Source organism: Bradyrhizobium sp. URHD0069 (assembly GCF_000701345.1).
Classification (GTDB): Bacteria; Pseudomonadota; Alphaproteobacteria; order Rhizobiales; family Xanthobacteraceae; genus Bradyrhizobium.
Map to the genome: position 1 here is coordinate 188,847 of NZ_JNIJ01000008.1, position 13,908 is coordinate 202,754.

Sequence of the window (13,908 nt, forward strand, 5' to 3'; positions counted from 1 at the left end):
GAATCCTAGCCCTGCTCCACCAGATCGTCCTCGAGGATCGCCATCTGAAACTGGAATGAGCGGTCATCGTCTTCATCGTCGACGAACAGCACGCCGATGAATTCCTCGCCGATATATACCTCGGCCGAATCGTCTTTCTTCGGCCGCGGTACCACGCGAATTTTCTGATTGCCGAACAGACGCTTGAGATAGGCGTCGAGCTTCCTGACTTCCTGAACGTCCACGGCAGTCTCCAATCGGATTTGGGTTTCGCGAAGTTTTATGACGAGACGAGGCAGACTGCTAGTCCAACTTGCAGAATGCTGCACGTGATTTCGATCAATCCGGGAGATCAAAGCCCGATCGCGTTGAGCATTTGATCCATGGTGCGTGACGGCTCGGCGCAGCCGGCCTCGCCGACGATCTTGGCGGGAACCCCTGCGACCGTCATATTGTGAGGCACCGACTTCACCACCACGGATCCGGCAGCAACGCGGGCGCAATGGCCGACCTCGATGTTGCCGAGAATTTTCGCGCCCGCTCCGATCAATACGCCATGGCGGATTTTAGGATGGCGATCCTCGTTCTCCTTGCCGGTGCCGCCAAGCGTGACGCCGTGGAGGATCGAGACGTCGTCTTCGATCACAGCAGTCTCGCCGACGACAAACCCGGTGGCGTGATCGAGGAAGATACCGCGGCCGATCCTGGCCGCGGGATTGATGTCGGTCTGGAAGACCGCCGACGAGCGGCTCTGCAGATAATACGCAAAATCCTTGCGGCCTCTTTGATAGAGCCAGTGCGCCAAACGATGAGTCTGGAGCGCGTGGAAGCCCTTGAAGTAGAGCAACGGATCGATGAAACGCGAGGTCGCGGGATCGCGGTCGTAGACCGCCACCATATCGGCGCGGAAGGCATTGCCGAGATCGGGATCGTCGCGCAGGGCCTCGTCATAGGTCTGGCGAATGAGGTCGCCCGACAGGGCCGAATGGTCGAGACGCTCGGCTAGGCGATGCACCACGGAGTCCTCCAGCCGTTCGTGATGCAACACGGTCGAATAAATAAAGGACGCCAGCTCCGGCTCGCGGCGAACGATGTCTTCTGCCTCGGTCCGCACGCGATCCCAGATGGGATCGAGCGCCGCCAGTTTTCCCCCGTGCGGATTGATCTGATGCATTGCCATGTGCTGCTCTCGCAATTCGGTGACTTCGTAGTGCATTATAGCACGACGGTTTGACGGCTGTCCCGGCGCCCATACCGCAAAAGTGAACATCAGCCTTGCTTGAAATGCGCGCTAAGACATTGAAACCCCACAGTTTCTTCGCGCGGCCAAGATCCGCCTCCCGCCGAAGGCGTTAGATCAAGGTGGTCGGCAATTTCGGGAAATCAAGCGGATTAACAGCTTGCGCGTATCGTTTTCGCAAAACCGGGCCCACCCCTCCGATCAAGTCAGAGGGCAGCGGCGCGATAGGTCACTTTCGCTGCGAGAGAAAATCCAGCACGCCTGTCTTATAGACCTTGTCGCCGACCGCCCGCATGTGGTCGCGGTTGGGAATATCGAGCACCTTTGAACCCCGGATGATTTTCCCGAGCGCTGCCGCCGAGCCGGCGATTTCGTCCGACGTGCCGACCGCGATCAGCACGGGCACGCTGATGCCAGCAGTTTCCTCTTTTGTCATCAACCGTCGCGAGCCGCGCAGGCAGGCCGCCAGCGCCCGGTGATCGGAGCGAGTCTGGTCCGCAAAGGCGCGGAACGTCCGCCCCACCGGATCGGTCACATCGTCGAGCGACGGCGCTTCCAGCGCCTGCGCAACGTTTTCGCCGGGACCGCCGCCCTCGATCAGGCCTATCCCGATGCCGCCGAAAATCGCCGAGCGCAGCCGCTGCGGCTGGCTCCGTGCAAGCCAGGCCGTCATCCGCGATCCCAGCGAGTAGCCCATGATGTCGGCGCGTTCGATGTTCAGATGATCCATCAGCGCGCTGACATCGCCGGCCATGGTGCCGATGTGATACGCCTCGGGGTCGTAAAGCTTGGCGGAATCGCCATGGCCGCGATTGTCAAGCGCGATGACGCGGCGGCCGTTTTTCCTTAGCTCGGAAACCCAGGTCGGATACACCCAGTTCACGTTCTTGGTCGACGCAAAGCCATGCACGAGCAGGATCGGGTCCCCCTCGCCTTCGTCGAGATAGGCAATTTCGACAGCGCCGTTATGAAAATTCGGCATCGGCCATTCCGTAGTTTTGGGGGAAGAATCGAAGGCAACCTAGCCTTGAGCGACAGCACCCGCCAGAGGCTCATCTGACATGAAAGCCGCGGCGGCCAACCTGCGCAACCGCCTCGCCTTCTTGCGCTGCAGCCAGGACAGCGTCAGGCGTTCCGTGGTGGCTTTGATCGACGACAAAAAGCCAAAAAGCGCCAGCAGCGCGCCGAACACCCACAGCGCAAGATCGAACGCACCGGCCGCCAGCAGCAAGGCACCGCGGCCGAGCACTTTGAGGATTGCGCGGGTCTGGCTGCCCTGCGACTCCGCAAGCCGTGCGGCACGTGCCACATCTTTCGGATGTTCGGCGATCCTCAACGTGTCTTGCGCAGCGCGGATGCCCGCCTTCTCACCAACGCGTCCGACATCCTTGGCAAGCCGGACCAGCGCACCGGCGTTCTCGGCGCGAAACGCAGCCTTGATCGCAGTAATCGTCTGCCCCGGCCGCATCACCGAACCGGATGCGACCGCATGTTGCAGCATCGGCGCGTCGACGATCTCACGCGCCGAGCGTCCAGCCCATTGCGTCAGCCCCTCGCCTAGCCGTCCGACCTTGCGGGCATCCTTGACCAGGGTGAGACCGGCGCGGACCGGCGCCACGCCGCCGACGGAGATATAGGTCGCCGCGGTCACCACGAGGCCGACAGTGGCGAGGCCCAGCACCAGCCGATCGGTATCCTCGCCCATCGCAAGGTGCTTGCCTTCGCGCACCACGTCCCGGATATCGCCGAACACGAACAGGTCGCCGGCGAACGTGCCCGACAGGCTTGCGACGTCGTCGGCATTTCCGGTCACGAGGCCGGTGACGAACCGCCTTGCAAAATGCGACGTGGAATTTTCTTCGGCAACGGCATCGCGAACGCGCTGCGACAGCTCTTCGCTAAGGGGAATGTCCTTCTCCCTGGCGAGATCGACAAAGCTGTTGGCAAGGTCGGCGTCATTGGCCGCTAGTGCCGCCTCGACATTCTCCGCGATCACCGCCTGGCTATTCCGCAGAGCAGAATTGAGCTGGACCTCGGCGAGTTCCGCCGGATCGTCCTGCGCCGCCAGAATTCCGCCGGCCTCGCGCGCATGCGGCCACATCAGCGCACACGCTGTCGCGCACACTGCCATACCACCCAATGCCGAACCGATCCGCAATCGCTTCATGCCGAAAACCCAATGTTTTGGCTGTCTTCAAAATGGTGTGCCGTTTTTAAGGCACAATTGCCCCGACGAAAGAAGGGCTTCTCTGGACGACAAGATTGTGTCGAATTTGCATGAGCAAATGAGCGGTCGGGGCTCTGGGAATCACCAATACCCGCCAGTATGGTCCGCAGCATTCAGCCTGCTGCGGTTTGTCGATTGCGCCCGCTTCCATTGCTGTCAAGGTGGATATTATGTCCGATCACGTCGTTCCGCACTTTCACAACGATGCCGGCGTGTCCGTCATCGAGATCGGCTCGCAGGAGTTCATGTGTGTGGGCGCCAATCCGCCCTTCGATCACCCGCATGTTTTCCTCGATCTGGGCAACGACAACGAGATCATCTGCCCCTATTGCTCGACGCTCTATCGGTACGCACCCGACCTTGGCGCCGGCGAGGCCCGGCCACCCGAATGCGTGGTGAAAGACAAGGTCGCCTGATCGGGCAGTGGCTGCGTCACGCACCATCTTCGTGGCTGGTGCCGGGATCGGGGGATTGACGGCCTCGCTAGCGCTGGCGCGACAAGGGTTTCGCATCGTCGTTCTTGAGAAAACCGAGCGCCTCGAGGAAGCCGGCGCCGGCCTGCAGCTGTCACCCAACGCAAGCCGCGTGCTCGTCGGTCTCGGTTTGCAGCCGCGGCTTGCGGCCCGGGCGGTCACCCCCGACGCCATCAGCCTGATGAGCGCCCGAAGCGGCGGTGAAATCTCCCGCCTGCCGCTCGGCGAAGCCGCCGCGTTTCGCGCCGGCGCGCCCTATTGGGTGGTGCATCGCGCCGATCTGCAGGGAGCCCTGCAAGCGCAGGTCAACGACAATCCCGATATCGAGTTGCGGCTCGGCTGCCAGTTCGAGGACGTCGTGCCCCATGCCAAGGGACTGACCGTGGTCCAGCGCAGCGGCATGATGCGCCAGCAGGATCTGGCGCTGGCGCTGGTCGGCGCCGACGGAATCTGGTCCGCGGTCCGGCAGAATTTGTTTCCCGAGGTGCAGCCGCAATTCTCCGGCCTGATCGCCTGGCGCGGGACGCTCGACGCCACGCAATTGCCGCGCGAATATACCTCGCGCCGTGTCCAGCTCTGGATGGGACCGAACGCGCATCTTGTCGCCTATCCGATCTCGGGCGCGCGCCAGATCAATGTCGTCGCCGTGGTGCCGGGAACCTGGAATCGGCCGGGCTGGAGCGCGCCGGGCGAACCGAACGAAATCAAAAGCGTATTCGCTTCATCGCGGTGGCCCGGACCTGCGCGGATGATGATCGGGGCCGTCGATGAGTGGCGGAAATGGGCACTGTTCACGGTGCCCGATGGCGAATGGACCGATGGCGCGATCGCCCTGTTGGGGGACGCTGTCCACGCCATGCTGCCGTTCGCCGCGCAAGGCGCGGGAATGGCGATCGAGGATGCCGCGGTGCTCGCCAAATGCCTCGGTGAAGGCGCTGCGGAAAACGCTGCCGGCATCCCGGCCGCGCTGAAGCGCTATGCGCGGCTGCGCCGCGCGCGCGTGAGGCGCGTTCAGCGCGCCGCGCGGCGAAACGGCATGATCTATCATTTGAACGGCGCGGCGGCGGTAGCCCGTGACTTGTTTATCAGGTCGATGGGACCGCAGCGCATGCTTGCGCGACAAGACTGGATCTACGACTGGCAGCCGTAAGCCGGCGTCCGGACAACTCGCAACAATTGGCGGTTTGCGCTTAATACACCGCGCCGCCGGAGCGCATCGGTGGGCGCGTACCCCTGGCATTCGCAGGCGGCGCGGGCGCTACAGGCGGCGCGCCGGTGGTTGCGGCGGTCGGTGCGGTGTCATGGCATTTGTTGCGCTGCCAAGCTTCTTCGGCAAGTTTGGTCTGACCACGGACCGCGACGTAGTCGTTGCGATAGGCGAGTTCGGCCACTACCGTACCGGCGGCGCCGGTCTCGGCCTTGGCCATCAAGGCCTGCAAATCCTTGGCGCGTGTGGCGAGGCTCTTGCGCTCCGTCTCCAGTTGCTTGCAGTCGTAAAGATCGTATTTGGCGGGATCGGCGAAGGCCAGGCTCATGCTGTCGCTCATATTGGCACAGCCGTTAAGCGCCATGCCGAGCGCAAGCAGCGCCATCGCCGAGGCGGCGCGCGGCAGCGGCTGGGAAAAGCAAATGCGAGCGATCATCTGACCTTGGTAAACCGGCAACCCTTGAGGTTGCGTAAAGCAGGCCCGGATGTCCGGATTGAGGCTTTGCCTTAAGCGACGCGCTCGCTTAAGGAGGAGCCGCGTTTCTTTGAAGCCAGCCCAATTCCACTGGATAAGAAAACGCGCTAAGTATCTGATCTGGCGACCAAAGCGGACGTGGCGGAACTAGTAGACGCAAGGGACTTAAAATCCTGCGGCCCCGCTGAAAACGCTCAACTTTTCTCAAAACACTGGCCAATCTTCCCATCGAGACCGATGGAAACCCGGCTCGTTTGCAAAACATTTCCGTCGCCGAATCCGAGCGCGTGGAAATCGATCGACGGCTGTCCGACGCCCTCTACACCGCCGGCCGCAGCGCGCTCGATCCCCTCCTCCCTCGACACCTTCAAGGCCTTGACCCTCGATATTTTCTGGCACGTCGGAAGCGACGCAGCGGCGCACCATGCGGCCTGCCGAACGAACCGCGGCGTGTGCTCGACCAAATTGTGTTCAAGTCATCCGATGAAATGTGCGCGGGAAAACCGGATCAGAGGCGCTACTCGCGCCCCTCACCACACCAGCCATCAAGAATGACTTGTTGCCCGTAGCAGAAGGTGGCCGGCTCTAAGCCCGGCACTGAAGACTGAAAAACCCCGATGCGCTCGTCACCTTGGCAGGGACCGGCGAGCACATCGGGGCTCAGTAGAAAGCTGTTTTTCGAAGTGACAAAACTAGCAAACCGCCGCCACGGACTGAACCGCACAAGATCCCCAACCAAGTGCAGACCGGACGGGCGGACGCTCCTTAGTAGTCGCATCCGTCCGTCCGGATGGTCCGTCTGGATTTTCCGGATTTTCATCCGTTTCGTCCGATCCGTCCGGTCCGGGCGGCGACATCCGGGTATGTTGCGGACGTCGGTCGGCCTTGGCGATCTTAATGTCCACGACGGCTGTGCGCCCGATCAACGCTGGCTGGATCTGGCTGGCCGGCCGGCCAATGTCTCGTGTCCGTCGACAGAACACGACGTGCGCGGATCGGGGCCAAAGGGCCGCCGTCGATGGGCGCCTAATGGTAATCAGTGACCAAAGGCGGCGCGAATGTTCGCGCGCTTAAGTTGTTGGGGAGCGGTGAGGCCGAGCCGATAGGCCTTCAGCAAGTTCGGCCTGCGTTGCCGTTGATGGAACAATCAGGATCAGTCGCCACGCCGTTTCTGTCACGGAATATTTCAGCCATGGTCCAGTTAAGAAGAATACAATAAACGAGTGAGAGCGGGTCGTTCATGGTGTCGCGTTTCAAGCGACGTTCAGCTGTCAAAGCAGACCATCCGCCTATCGAGTATGGCTTTGTTCGGCAACTATACTCAATTCCTGCGACCATTCTTTTGCAAACCAGCGCGCTGTTTTGCCTGGCTGACGGCCGCGTCGGCAAAATATTTGCGCGTGTACTCAATGAATGCCTTGGCGACCCGCCGCTGCGCTACTCTGCCCACGCTAAGACATCCGACCTCAAGAGGGCGCAGGTTTTCAATGATTGGCACGTAGCGAACGCGGGTGCCGTCATAAGTCGACGGAGAATGCGGGACCAAGTTCAAGATTGAATATCCCAATCCATTGCCGACTAACGTCCTTACCATTTCAAAGTTGGTCGAACTAAATCTCAGATTGGGTGAAATATGTAACCCGTGGAAGAGCGACATGAAGTAGTCGCGGGTGTGTGGCAGGTCCATCAGGATCAGAGGTTCTGATGCTAATCGCTCGAGCGAGACCCGGCGCGCATTTGCGAGCTTGTGCTTGGCTGGCAGAACCACCTGCGGTGGAATAACCGCTAATGTTAGCCATTCGAAATGTTTTGGAATATCGAGATCGAACGTGACGGCCAATTCGTACTGTCCGCCGACCAGGCCGGATAAAATCTCCTGCTGATCGCAGACGTAAATCTTGACTGAAACGCTGGGATGGATCCGACAAAACTGAGCCAGCAGGTTCGAAAAATAGACCGGTCCCAGATTTGTAAAGCAGGCAACGCTCAACTCTCCTTCCAAGGAATGACCAAGCGCGCCGGCGCGTAGCTGAAATTCATCCGCGTGTGCGAGCAGGGATCGCGCCTCCGCGACGATGACCTCGCCCGCAGGTGTCAATTTCATTCCGCGTGCGGGCTGGCGAACGAATAACTGAATATCGAGTTCAGCTTCAAGGTCTGAGATAGCGACAGAAACAGAGGCTGGCGAGATATGAAGCTGTCGCGCAGCCGCGGTCACACTCTTGTTTCGGGCCGCCTCCAAAAAATATTGCAGTGCGCGCAACGACAGCCGATTCATGTTTGCCTAACGTGACCATAGGAAAATTGTGCTTTTCTAAACGTCCCAGATACGGAAGGATTTCGCAAGGCTTGTATTTCCACCCTGCTTTAAAAGCCGATTGAAGGACGGAACGATGTTTCTCCGCGCGGTAAATTGGGGGTACCTTGAGTAGTATGTTTCCAGAGCGCAGACCGGAGAAATCGATCGTCACCGCAGTTCACGCGGCGTCCGTTATGCTCAACAAGGCCGCCTCCACTGCCAAAGCATGCGGGTTGATTGCAAAAGCGGCCGCGGACGGATCCCGGCTGGCGGTTTTCCCCGAGGCATTCTTGCCAGGCTTTCCCTTGTGGAATGGGCTCATTCGCCCGATTGACGGCCATGCCATGTTTCGCCGGTTCGCGGAAAATTCCCTCCGTGTTGATGGCCCGGAGATGGCTGCGATAGCGGAAGCCGCGGCCAAACATCGCATATTCGTGAGCATGGGGCTGTCCGAAGTTTCGCCTCACAGCGATGGATGTTTGTGGAACAGCAACGTCCTGATCTCAGATCGCGGCGAGTTGCTCAATCACCATCGCAAACTCGTGCCGACATTTTACGAAAAATTGAGCTGGACCGGCGGAGATGGGGCTGGATTGAAAGTCGTGCCGACGAGTTTAGGCCGTATTGGTTCGCTGATCTGCGGTGAAAACAACAATCCGCTCTCTCGTTACACGTTGATGGCGCAAGGCGAGCAGATTCACACCGCAAGTTATCCGCCGGTCTGGCCATTTCGAAACCCGCTGGGAGCAAAGCCTTACGATCTCAGTGATGCTATCCGCGTCCGCGCAGCTGCCCACTCGTTTGAAGCCAAGGCCTTCACCATTGTGAGTGCCGGGTTTCTCGACGAGGAATCGCTTACGGTGATTGCGGACGGCAATGCCGAGTCCGAGGCTATACTTCGGGCTTGCCCCCGTTCCTGCTCGATGATCGTTGGGCCAGATGGAACGTTGCGCTCGGATATTCGTGGCGACGCGGAGGGAATGGTTCACACGGAAATCGATGTCGCTGAAATTGTTGAGCACAAACAACACCACGATATGGCGGGCTACTACAACCGCATGGATATTTATTCGCTTCATGTTCAGCGTGCGCGGCCACAGCCGGCTTATTTTCGAGGAGATATTCTCCAGTGTGAGGATGTGGCCTTCGAAGACGACGGGAAGGACTTAGCGCAAGGCAACGGAAGATTCGCATAGGAACGTCGTAAATCAACAGGCAGTGCGAGCCAGAGGGGGACTCCGATGAGGACGTGCAAGGGGCAAAGCGTTTACGGTTTGTTGGCTGCTGTGTCTATGGTCTTAAGTCCCGTCGCAGCCAAATCGGCGGATTTTGGGAAGCCTGGAGAGCCAGTTCATTTAGTCGTTGGACATCCTTGCTGCTACACCGAAGTCTGGTCGGTCATGGTGCTGCATGGGAAGGAGCTTTGGAGAAAGTACCTCCCGCAAGGCTCAACTGTGACATACGATGTGGGCCTACAAGGCTCGACGATCGTAAACTCGATGTTGGCGAAGAAGCAGCATATCGGTTACATCGGCGATCTTCCCGCGATAATCGCGACTACCAAAGACAGCGTCGCGGATGTCCGGATCGTGGGAGTTTCCGGCGTTGCTTACGATCAGTGCAACATTCTTCTCGCGCGCAAGGATGCTCCGGAGTTCAAGTCCGCCGATGAGGCCGCAGAATGGTTAAGCGGCAAACAGATGGCGGTCCCCAAGGGGACATGTTCGGATATTTTCGCGCGCACGGTGTTCGAACGAGCGAATGTCAAGCCGGCCGCTTATCTCAATCAGAACGTCGAGGTCATAACCAGCGGATTCCGAGCCGGTAAACTTGACGGTGCCGCGATCTGGGAACCGGTAGCCGCAAGGCTTGTAGAGGAGGGCTTGGCGCGCCGAATCTCATCAGGTGTCGACTACGGCTTGAAAGACTCGTCCTATATCGTGATGAGTGCTGAATTGATCAATCAGCGCCCCGATGTTGTTAAGGGGTGGTTGAACGCCGAACTCGACGCGCAGCAATTTTTGGCTGAGCCGGCAAACGCTGCGGAAGTCATCAAGCTCGTTATGACGCAGACGACGGGGTTTCCTGAAAAATCCCTATGGTCGGCGCTTTATGCAACTTATCCGAAGGAGCAAGGCGGCACCAATCCCAGGATGGAGTTGCCATTTGCATTTACTCCCGAGGTCATGAGCTTGATAAAGAAGGGAACCGATTTTCTCTACTCGATAAAGGGAATCGGCACTCCCGAACTGCGATCCGAAGCGGTCATGCCGCAGTTCGCCGAAGCGGTTTTAAAAGACAGGAAGTTGAACTCTCCGGTCGGAGCTGTGCCCGCGCTTCCAGGTTCAGCCTATCATGGCAAGTGATGCAGAAATGGGTGCGATGGATCGCCATCGCGCCCAAGGTCCCTCGGCAGCGCCGGACGCGTCAACCTCGTTCGGTGGGTACCGCATGCAGATCGAAACGGCACTCTATCACTTCAAGAACTGGCTAAGAAGTCCGCGCCCCTATTTGATGGTTCTCGGCTTTATACTGCTGATCGGGTTCTGGTGGCTTAGCGTCGAGGTTTGGAAGCTTCCTCGCTTTGCCGGCATGCCTGGTCCAACGGCTGTCGTTCGCGAATGGCTTAGCCGCGAGCCGATGTTCGGTCTTTCGTTTTACACACCGGACTATTACGTGCACATCCTCACGAGTCTGCAGCGTGTTTTCATTGCGTTTGTTCTCTCGACCGTCATCGGGATCCCGCTAGGGCTTGTCATTGGCTGGTCCCGCACCGCGCGCGAGTATATTTTTCCTGTTTTGGAAATGTTGCGTCCGATTCCGGCTCTCGCGTGGGTGCCCCTTGCGATCTTGATGTTCAAAAGCAGCGAAGGGCCGGTTATATTTTTGACATTCCTGCCGGCTTTTTTCGCGACCACCCTCAATTCGATGTTGGGCGTCCATTCCATCGATGAGAGCTATTTCCGCGCAGCCGATTGTCTCGGCGCTTCGCGATGGCAGGTCTTTCGGCACATCGTCGTGCCCGGAGCACTTCCTTTCGTCTTTACGGGGCTGGAAATATCGATCGGGCTTGCCTGGTTTTCGCTAGTCGCGGGCGAGATGATCGCCGGCGAATACGGCCTCGGCTACGTTATCTATACATCCTACACGATGGTGAGTTATCCGACGATCGTCATTGGAATGATTACACTTGGCGTCGTTGGTTACGTCTCCAGCTCCATCATTCGCTCGGTCGGCGTGTTCCTCATGGGCTGGCGCACGCGCGAACTCGGGCTTGGGGGACAATGATGCAGACAACGCTCGACCAAACCAAAGCCCGTGCTCTTCGTGGTACGATCAGGATTGAAAGTGCTGTGAAAGTGTACGGGAATCCGCAAAACGGAGTTGTCGCCGTCGATCACTGCTCCCTCGAATGCCCACCTGGTGAGATTTCGATGGTGGTCGGCCCTTCCGGTTGCGGCAAGACGACACTTTTGAATGCGATTGCCGGGTTTCATTCCCTGACGAGTGGCGCGATCTATCTTGACGATGAGATGCTTTGTGGTCCGGGTAAGCCCAAAGCAGATCCTGGTTCGGACCGCATCGTTGTGTTTCAGAACGGCGCGTTGTTTCCGTGGAAGACGAATATCGAGAACGTCATTTTCGGCCCCGTCATGCAAGGGAAATTGGCGGTCAAGGAAGCCAAAGACAAGGCGCGAACGATGATGGCCGAGGCCGGGTTGTCCGGCATCGAGAATGATTATCCAGGGCAGATTTCGTCAGGAGTGCGGCGACGCGTGGAGATAGTTCGCGCGCTCATGAACGATCCTAAGGTTTTGCTGCTCGACGAGCCATACCGCGCGCTCGACTCGTTGACGAAATCGGTCATGCACGAGTCGCTTCTCGAGACCTGTTACCGTAATCGCATCACCGTCTTCTTTATTACCCATGATCTGGAAGAGGCCATTTTTCTTGGCGATCAGGTTGTTATCATGACCTCGCGCCCTTGCAGAACGAAGAAGCTGCTCAAGATCGATCTGCCTCATCCGCGAGATTACAGCATTGTGACGTCGCGGCGCTTCCGCGAGCTGATGGACGAGACGATGGATGCCGTACATGAAGAGGCAATGAAGGCCTTCGAGCTCGGCGAGCGAGAGGGGTAGACGTCATGTTTGCACTGGCCCAATTGCCGACCATGCTTGGAACGCGCGCAACCGCGCGGGCCATCATAGCCATCACTCTCGCCGCCGTGTTTTGGGAAATTGGTTCGCGATTCGGCGACTGGACCGGGGCACGCCTGCCTTTTATCGGAGTCGTGCCGCCACCCAGCCGCGTGTTGCTGGTGTGGTACAATCTGATCGGCGATTATGGCTATTGGCAGAGCTGGTATCTAAGTTTTCTCCGCGTTCTTGGCGGCTTTGGCGCGGCCATGGTGCTGGGAATTCCGTTCGGCATGGCGCTGGCCCTCAATCGAACATTCTATCAGACTGCCTTTCCAACTTTTGAAGTCTTGCGCCCGATACCACCGCTCGCGTGGGTGCCGGCGGCAATCTTGTTCTGGCCGACACAGGAGTTGTCGATCGCGTTTATTACCTTCCTTGGCGCATTCTATACGATCGTCATCAACGTCGTTGGCGGCGCGCGGAGTATCGACGCGCGGTATATTCAATCCGCTAATGCGATGGGTGCCTCACGGTGGACCGTGTTTCGCCGGGTTGTTCTGCCATCAACACTACCCTCAATCATCGTGGGCGCCTCCGTCGGAATGGGAGTGACCTGGGAAGTGGTGGTGGCAGCCGAGATGATATCCGGTGGTGGCAGCAGCATGGGAAGTGGCACTGGCGGCGGCACCGGTGGCGGGCTCGGTTTCTTTATTTGGAATTCTTACACCGGCGGATCCTACGAACAGATCATCGTCGGCATGATCAGCATTGGAATCGCTGGTTACATCTCCAGTTCGGCGATTCGTGCGCTCGGGGACAGGATAGCGCCATGGTTGAAGCCACGATAACACGGGCAGGAACGATGAATGAAAAATCCGCGAGCGGCGAACTGGAGGTCCGTGATGTGTCGAAGTTTTACGGCACGGACCGATATCCAAAAACAGTCGTAGATAATTGTTCGTTCATCGTAAAACGTAGCAAGCTTACCGTGATGATCGGGCCCTCCGGCTCTGGCAAGAGCACAATTGTGCGATTGCTGGCCAGCTTTGAACAGCCCAGCACGGGAGTGGTGTTACTGGATGGCAAGAAGGTGACGAAGCCGGATCGTGACAGGCTTGTCGTGTTCCAGGAATCTGCGTTGTACCCCTGGATGACGACTTATGAGAACGTCGTGTTTGGGCCCAAAGCTCAAGGACGGCAGGGGGAACCGCTTGCGGAGGCCGCGCGTGGTGTCATTGATCGCGTCGGGCTCAGTCAGTTTCAGAAATCCTATCCCAATCAACTGTCGGGTGGCATGCAGCGCCGCGCCGAGTTAGCGCGCGCACTGATCAATAATCCCGCAATCATGATCCTGGATGAGCCTTTCCGCGGTCTTGACGCGATGACGAAGGGGTTGATGCAGGAATACTATGCGCAATTATTTGAGAACTCTCAGAGCACGCATTTATTCGTCACAACGGATATCGACGAAGCGATCTTTCTCGCTGACCGCTTGCTTATCATGTCGAATTTTCCGCTGCGACTGCGACAGGTGATCGATGTCGATCTGCCGCGCCCGCGCCGGTTGGCCGATGTCGTTACAAGCGATGCAGCGAACCAGTTAAAAATGACTGCGCTTTCGATTTTGCACGAGGAGGCGCTGAAATCGTTCGCGGTCGGAAATCAGATGGCGGATCATTTCATCGAGTCTTATAAGCAACGTTATCGTCCTGACGCTTCAGACTAAGTTCGCGCGGGAAAATATGCTTCTTGTTGGAAGTATTCTTGTGGCTCCAGATCGACCTTACAAATCGGTGAGGAAGCCTTTCATGTCGGAAATGGAATCTTTGTTACAGCCCGCCATGTGTTGGATGGCGCTGAGCGGAT

General features: G+C 58.4%; 14 protein-coding genes. 8 read left to right on the forward strand and 6 right to left on the reverse strand.

What is annotated here, in order from left to right:
• Positions 1–5: 5 nt before the first annotated feature.
• The 4 genes from N554_RS0102665 to N554_RS0102680 all read right to left on the reverse strand — a co-directional run bounded on the left by N554_RS0102665 (position 6) and on the right by N554_RS0102680 (position 3,386).
• Positions 6–224: a DUF3126 family protein gene (locus N554_RS0102665; RefSeq protein ID WP_029582059.1), complete on the reverse strand. Its 219-nt coding sequence runs from the start codon at positions 222–224 to the stop codon at positions 6–8.
• Positions 225–331: 107 nt separating this feature from the next.
• Positions 332–1,159 (reverse strand): serine O-acetyltransferase, encoded by an 828-nt coding sequence (gene cysE / locus N554_RS0102670; RefSeq protein ID WP_029582060.1) that lies wholly within the window; start codon positions 1,157–1,159, stop codon positions 332–334.
• A gap of 289 nt (positions 1,160–1,448) precedes the next feature.
• Positions 1,449–2,201: an alpha/beta fold hydrolase gene (locus N554_RS0102675; protein ID WP_029582061.1), complete on the reverse strand. Its 753-nt coding sequence runs from the start codon at positions 2,199–2,201 to the stop codon at positions 1,449–1,451.
• Between the two features lie 39 nt (positions 2,202–2,240).
• Positions 2,241–3,386, reverse strand: coding sequence for a hypothetical protein (locus tag N554_RS0102680; protein ID WP_029582062.1), 1,146 nt, complete (start codon positions 3,384–3,386; stop codon positions 2,241–2,243).
• A 230-nt stretch (positions 3,387–3,616) separates the two neighbouring features.
• On the opposite strand from N554_RS0102680, the gene N554_RS0102685 reads away from it, so the two are divergent.
• Both N554_RS0102685 and N554_RS0102690 read left to right on the forward strand, forming a co-directional pair.
• A complete protein-coding gene (locus N554_RS0102685) occupies positions 3,617–3,862 on the forward strand; it encodes a zinc-finger domain-containing protein (RefSeq protein ID WP_029582063.1) in 246 nt (81 codons plus the stop codon).
• Positions 3,863–3,869: 7 nt separating this feature from the next.
• Complete coding sequence (locus N554_RS0102690) at positions 3,870–5,069, forward strand: FAD-dependent monooxygenase (RefSeq protein ID WP_029582064.1); 1,200 nt, start codon at positions 3,870–3,872, stop codon at positions 5,067–5,069.
• 40 nt (positions 5,070–5,109) lie between these two features.
• On the opposite strand, the gene N554_RS35305 is transcribed toward N554_RS0102690, so the two are convergent.
• Together N554_RS35305 and N554_RS0102705 are read right to left on the reverse strand one after the other, a co-directional pair.
• Positions 5,110–5,562 (reverse strand): hypothetical protein, encoded by a 453-nt coding sequence (locus tag N554_RS35305; RefSeq protein ID WP_029582065.1) that lies wholly within the window; start codon positions 5,560–5,562, stop codon positions 5,110–5,112.
• Between the two features lie 1,360 nt (positions 5,563–6,922).
• A complete protein-coding gene (locus N554_RS0102705) occupies positions 6,923–7,879 on the reverse strand; it encodes a LysR family transcriptional regulator (protein ID WP_051677271.1) in 957 nt (318 codons plus the stop codon).
• A 155-nt stretch (positions 7,880–8,034) separates the two neighbouring features.
• Between N554_RS0102705 and N554_RS0102710 the strand changes: the two genes are divergently transcribed.
• The 6 genes from N554_RS0102710 to N554_RS0102735 all read left to right on the forward strand — a co-directional run bounded on the left by N554_RS0102710 (position 8,035) and on the right by N554_RS0102735 (position 13,768).
• Entirely contained in the window at positions 8,035–9,096 is a 1,062-nt protein-coding gene (locus N554_RS0102710; protein ID WP_081851079.1) for a carbon-nitrogen hydrolase family protein, read from the forward strand.
• Between the two features lie 204 nt (positions 9,097–9,300).
• The gene (locus N554_RS0102715) at positions 9,301–10,266 is read left to right on the forward strand and encodes an ABC transporter substrate-binding protein (RefSeq protein ID WP_245283503.1); all 966 of its coding nucleotides are present in this window, start codon (positions 9,301–9,303) and stop codon (positions 10,264–10,266) included.
• Complete coding sequence (locus N554_RS0102720) at positions 10,256–11,188, forward strand: ABC transporter permease (protein ID WP_245283499.1); 933 nt, start codon at positions 10,256–10,258, stop codon at positions 11,186–11,188. The genes N554_RS0102715 and N554_RS0102720 overlap by 11 nt, the downstream gene beginning before the upstream one ends.
• Positions 11,188–12,042 (forward strand): ABC transporter ATP-binding protein, encoded by an 855-nt coding sequence (locus N554_RS0102725; RefSeq protein WP_029582071.1) that lies wholly within the window; start codon positions 11,188–11,190, stop codon positions 12,040–12,042. Before N554_RS0102720 ends, N554_RS0102725 begins: the two co-directional genes overlap by 1 nt.
• Before the next feature lie 5 nt (positions 12,043–12,047).
• Positions 12,048–12,890 (forward strand): ABC transporter permease, encoded by an 843-nt coding sequence (locus N554_RS0102730; protein WP_029582072.1) that lies wholly within the window; start codon positions 12,048–12,050, stop codon positions 12,888–12,890.
• Positions 12,872–13,768: an ABC transporter ATP-binding protein gene (locus N554_RS0102735; protein ID WP_029582073.1), complete on the forward strand. Its 897-nt coding sequence runs from the start codon at positions 12,872–12,874 to the stop codon at positions 13,766–13,768. Before N554_RS0102730 ends, N554_RS0102735 begins: the two co-directional genes overlap by 19 nt.
• Positions 13,769–13,908 lie beyond the last annotated feature (140 nt).

Bases quoted from the DNA above. Each gene is read 5' to 3' on its own strand.
- N554_RS0102720 (WP_245283499.1), top strand. From the start codon at position 10,256: ATGGCAAGTGATGCAGAAATGGGTGCGATGGATCGCCATCGCGCCCAA.
- cysE (WP_029582060.1), bottom strand. From the start codon at position 1,159: ATGGCAATGCATCAGATCAATCCGCACGGGGGAAAACTGGCGGCGCTC.
- N554_RS0102730 (WP_029582072.1), top strand. From the start codon at position 12,048: ATGTTTGCACTGGCCCAATTGCCGACCATGCTTGGAACGCGCGCAACC.
- N554_RS0102705 (WP_051677271.1), bottom strand. From the start codon at position 7,879: ATGAATCGGCTGTCGTTGCGCGCACTGCAATATTTTTTGGAGGCGGCC.
- N554_RS0102735 (WP_029582073.1), top strand. From the start codon at position 12,872: ATGGTTGAAGCCACGATAACACGGGCAGGAACGATGAATGAAAAATCC.
- N554_RS0102710 (WP_081851079.1), top strand. From the start codon at position 8,035: ATGTTTCCAGAGCGCAGACCGGAGAAATCGATCGTCACCGCAGTTCAC.
- N554_RS0102685 (WP_029582063.1), top strand. From the start codon at position 3,617: ATGTCCGATCACGTCGTTCCGCACTTTCACAACGATGCCGGCGTGTCC.
- N554_RS0102725 (WP_029582071.1), top strand. From the start codon at position 11,188: ATGCAGACAACGCTCGACCAAACCAAAGCCCGTGCTCTTCGTGGTACG.
- N554_RS0102675 (WP_029582061.1), bottom strand. From the start codon at position 2,201: ATGCCGAATTTTCATAACGGCGCTGTCGAAATTGCCTATCTCGACGAA.
- N554_RS35305 (WP_029582065.1), bottom strand. From the start codon at position 5,562: ATGATCGCTCGCATTTGCTTTTCCCAGCCGCTGCCGCGCGCCGCCTCG.
- N554_RS0102715 (WP_245283503.1), top strand. From the start codon at position 9,301: ATGGTGCTGCATGGGAAGGAGCTTTGGAGAAAGTACCTCCCGCAAGGC.
- N554_RS0102680 (WP_029582062.1), bottom strand. From the start codon at position 3,386: ATGAAGCGATTGCGGATCGGTTCGGCATTGGGTGGTATGGCAGTGTGC.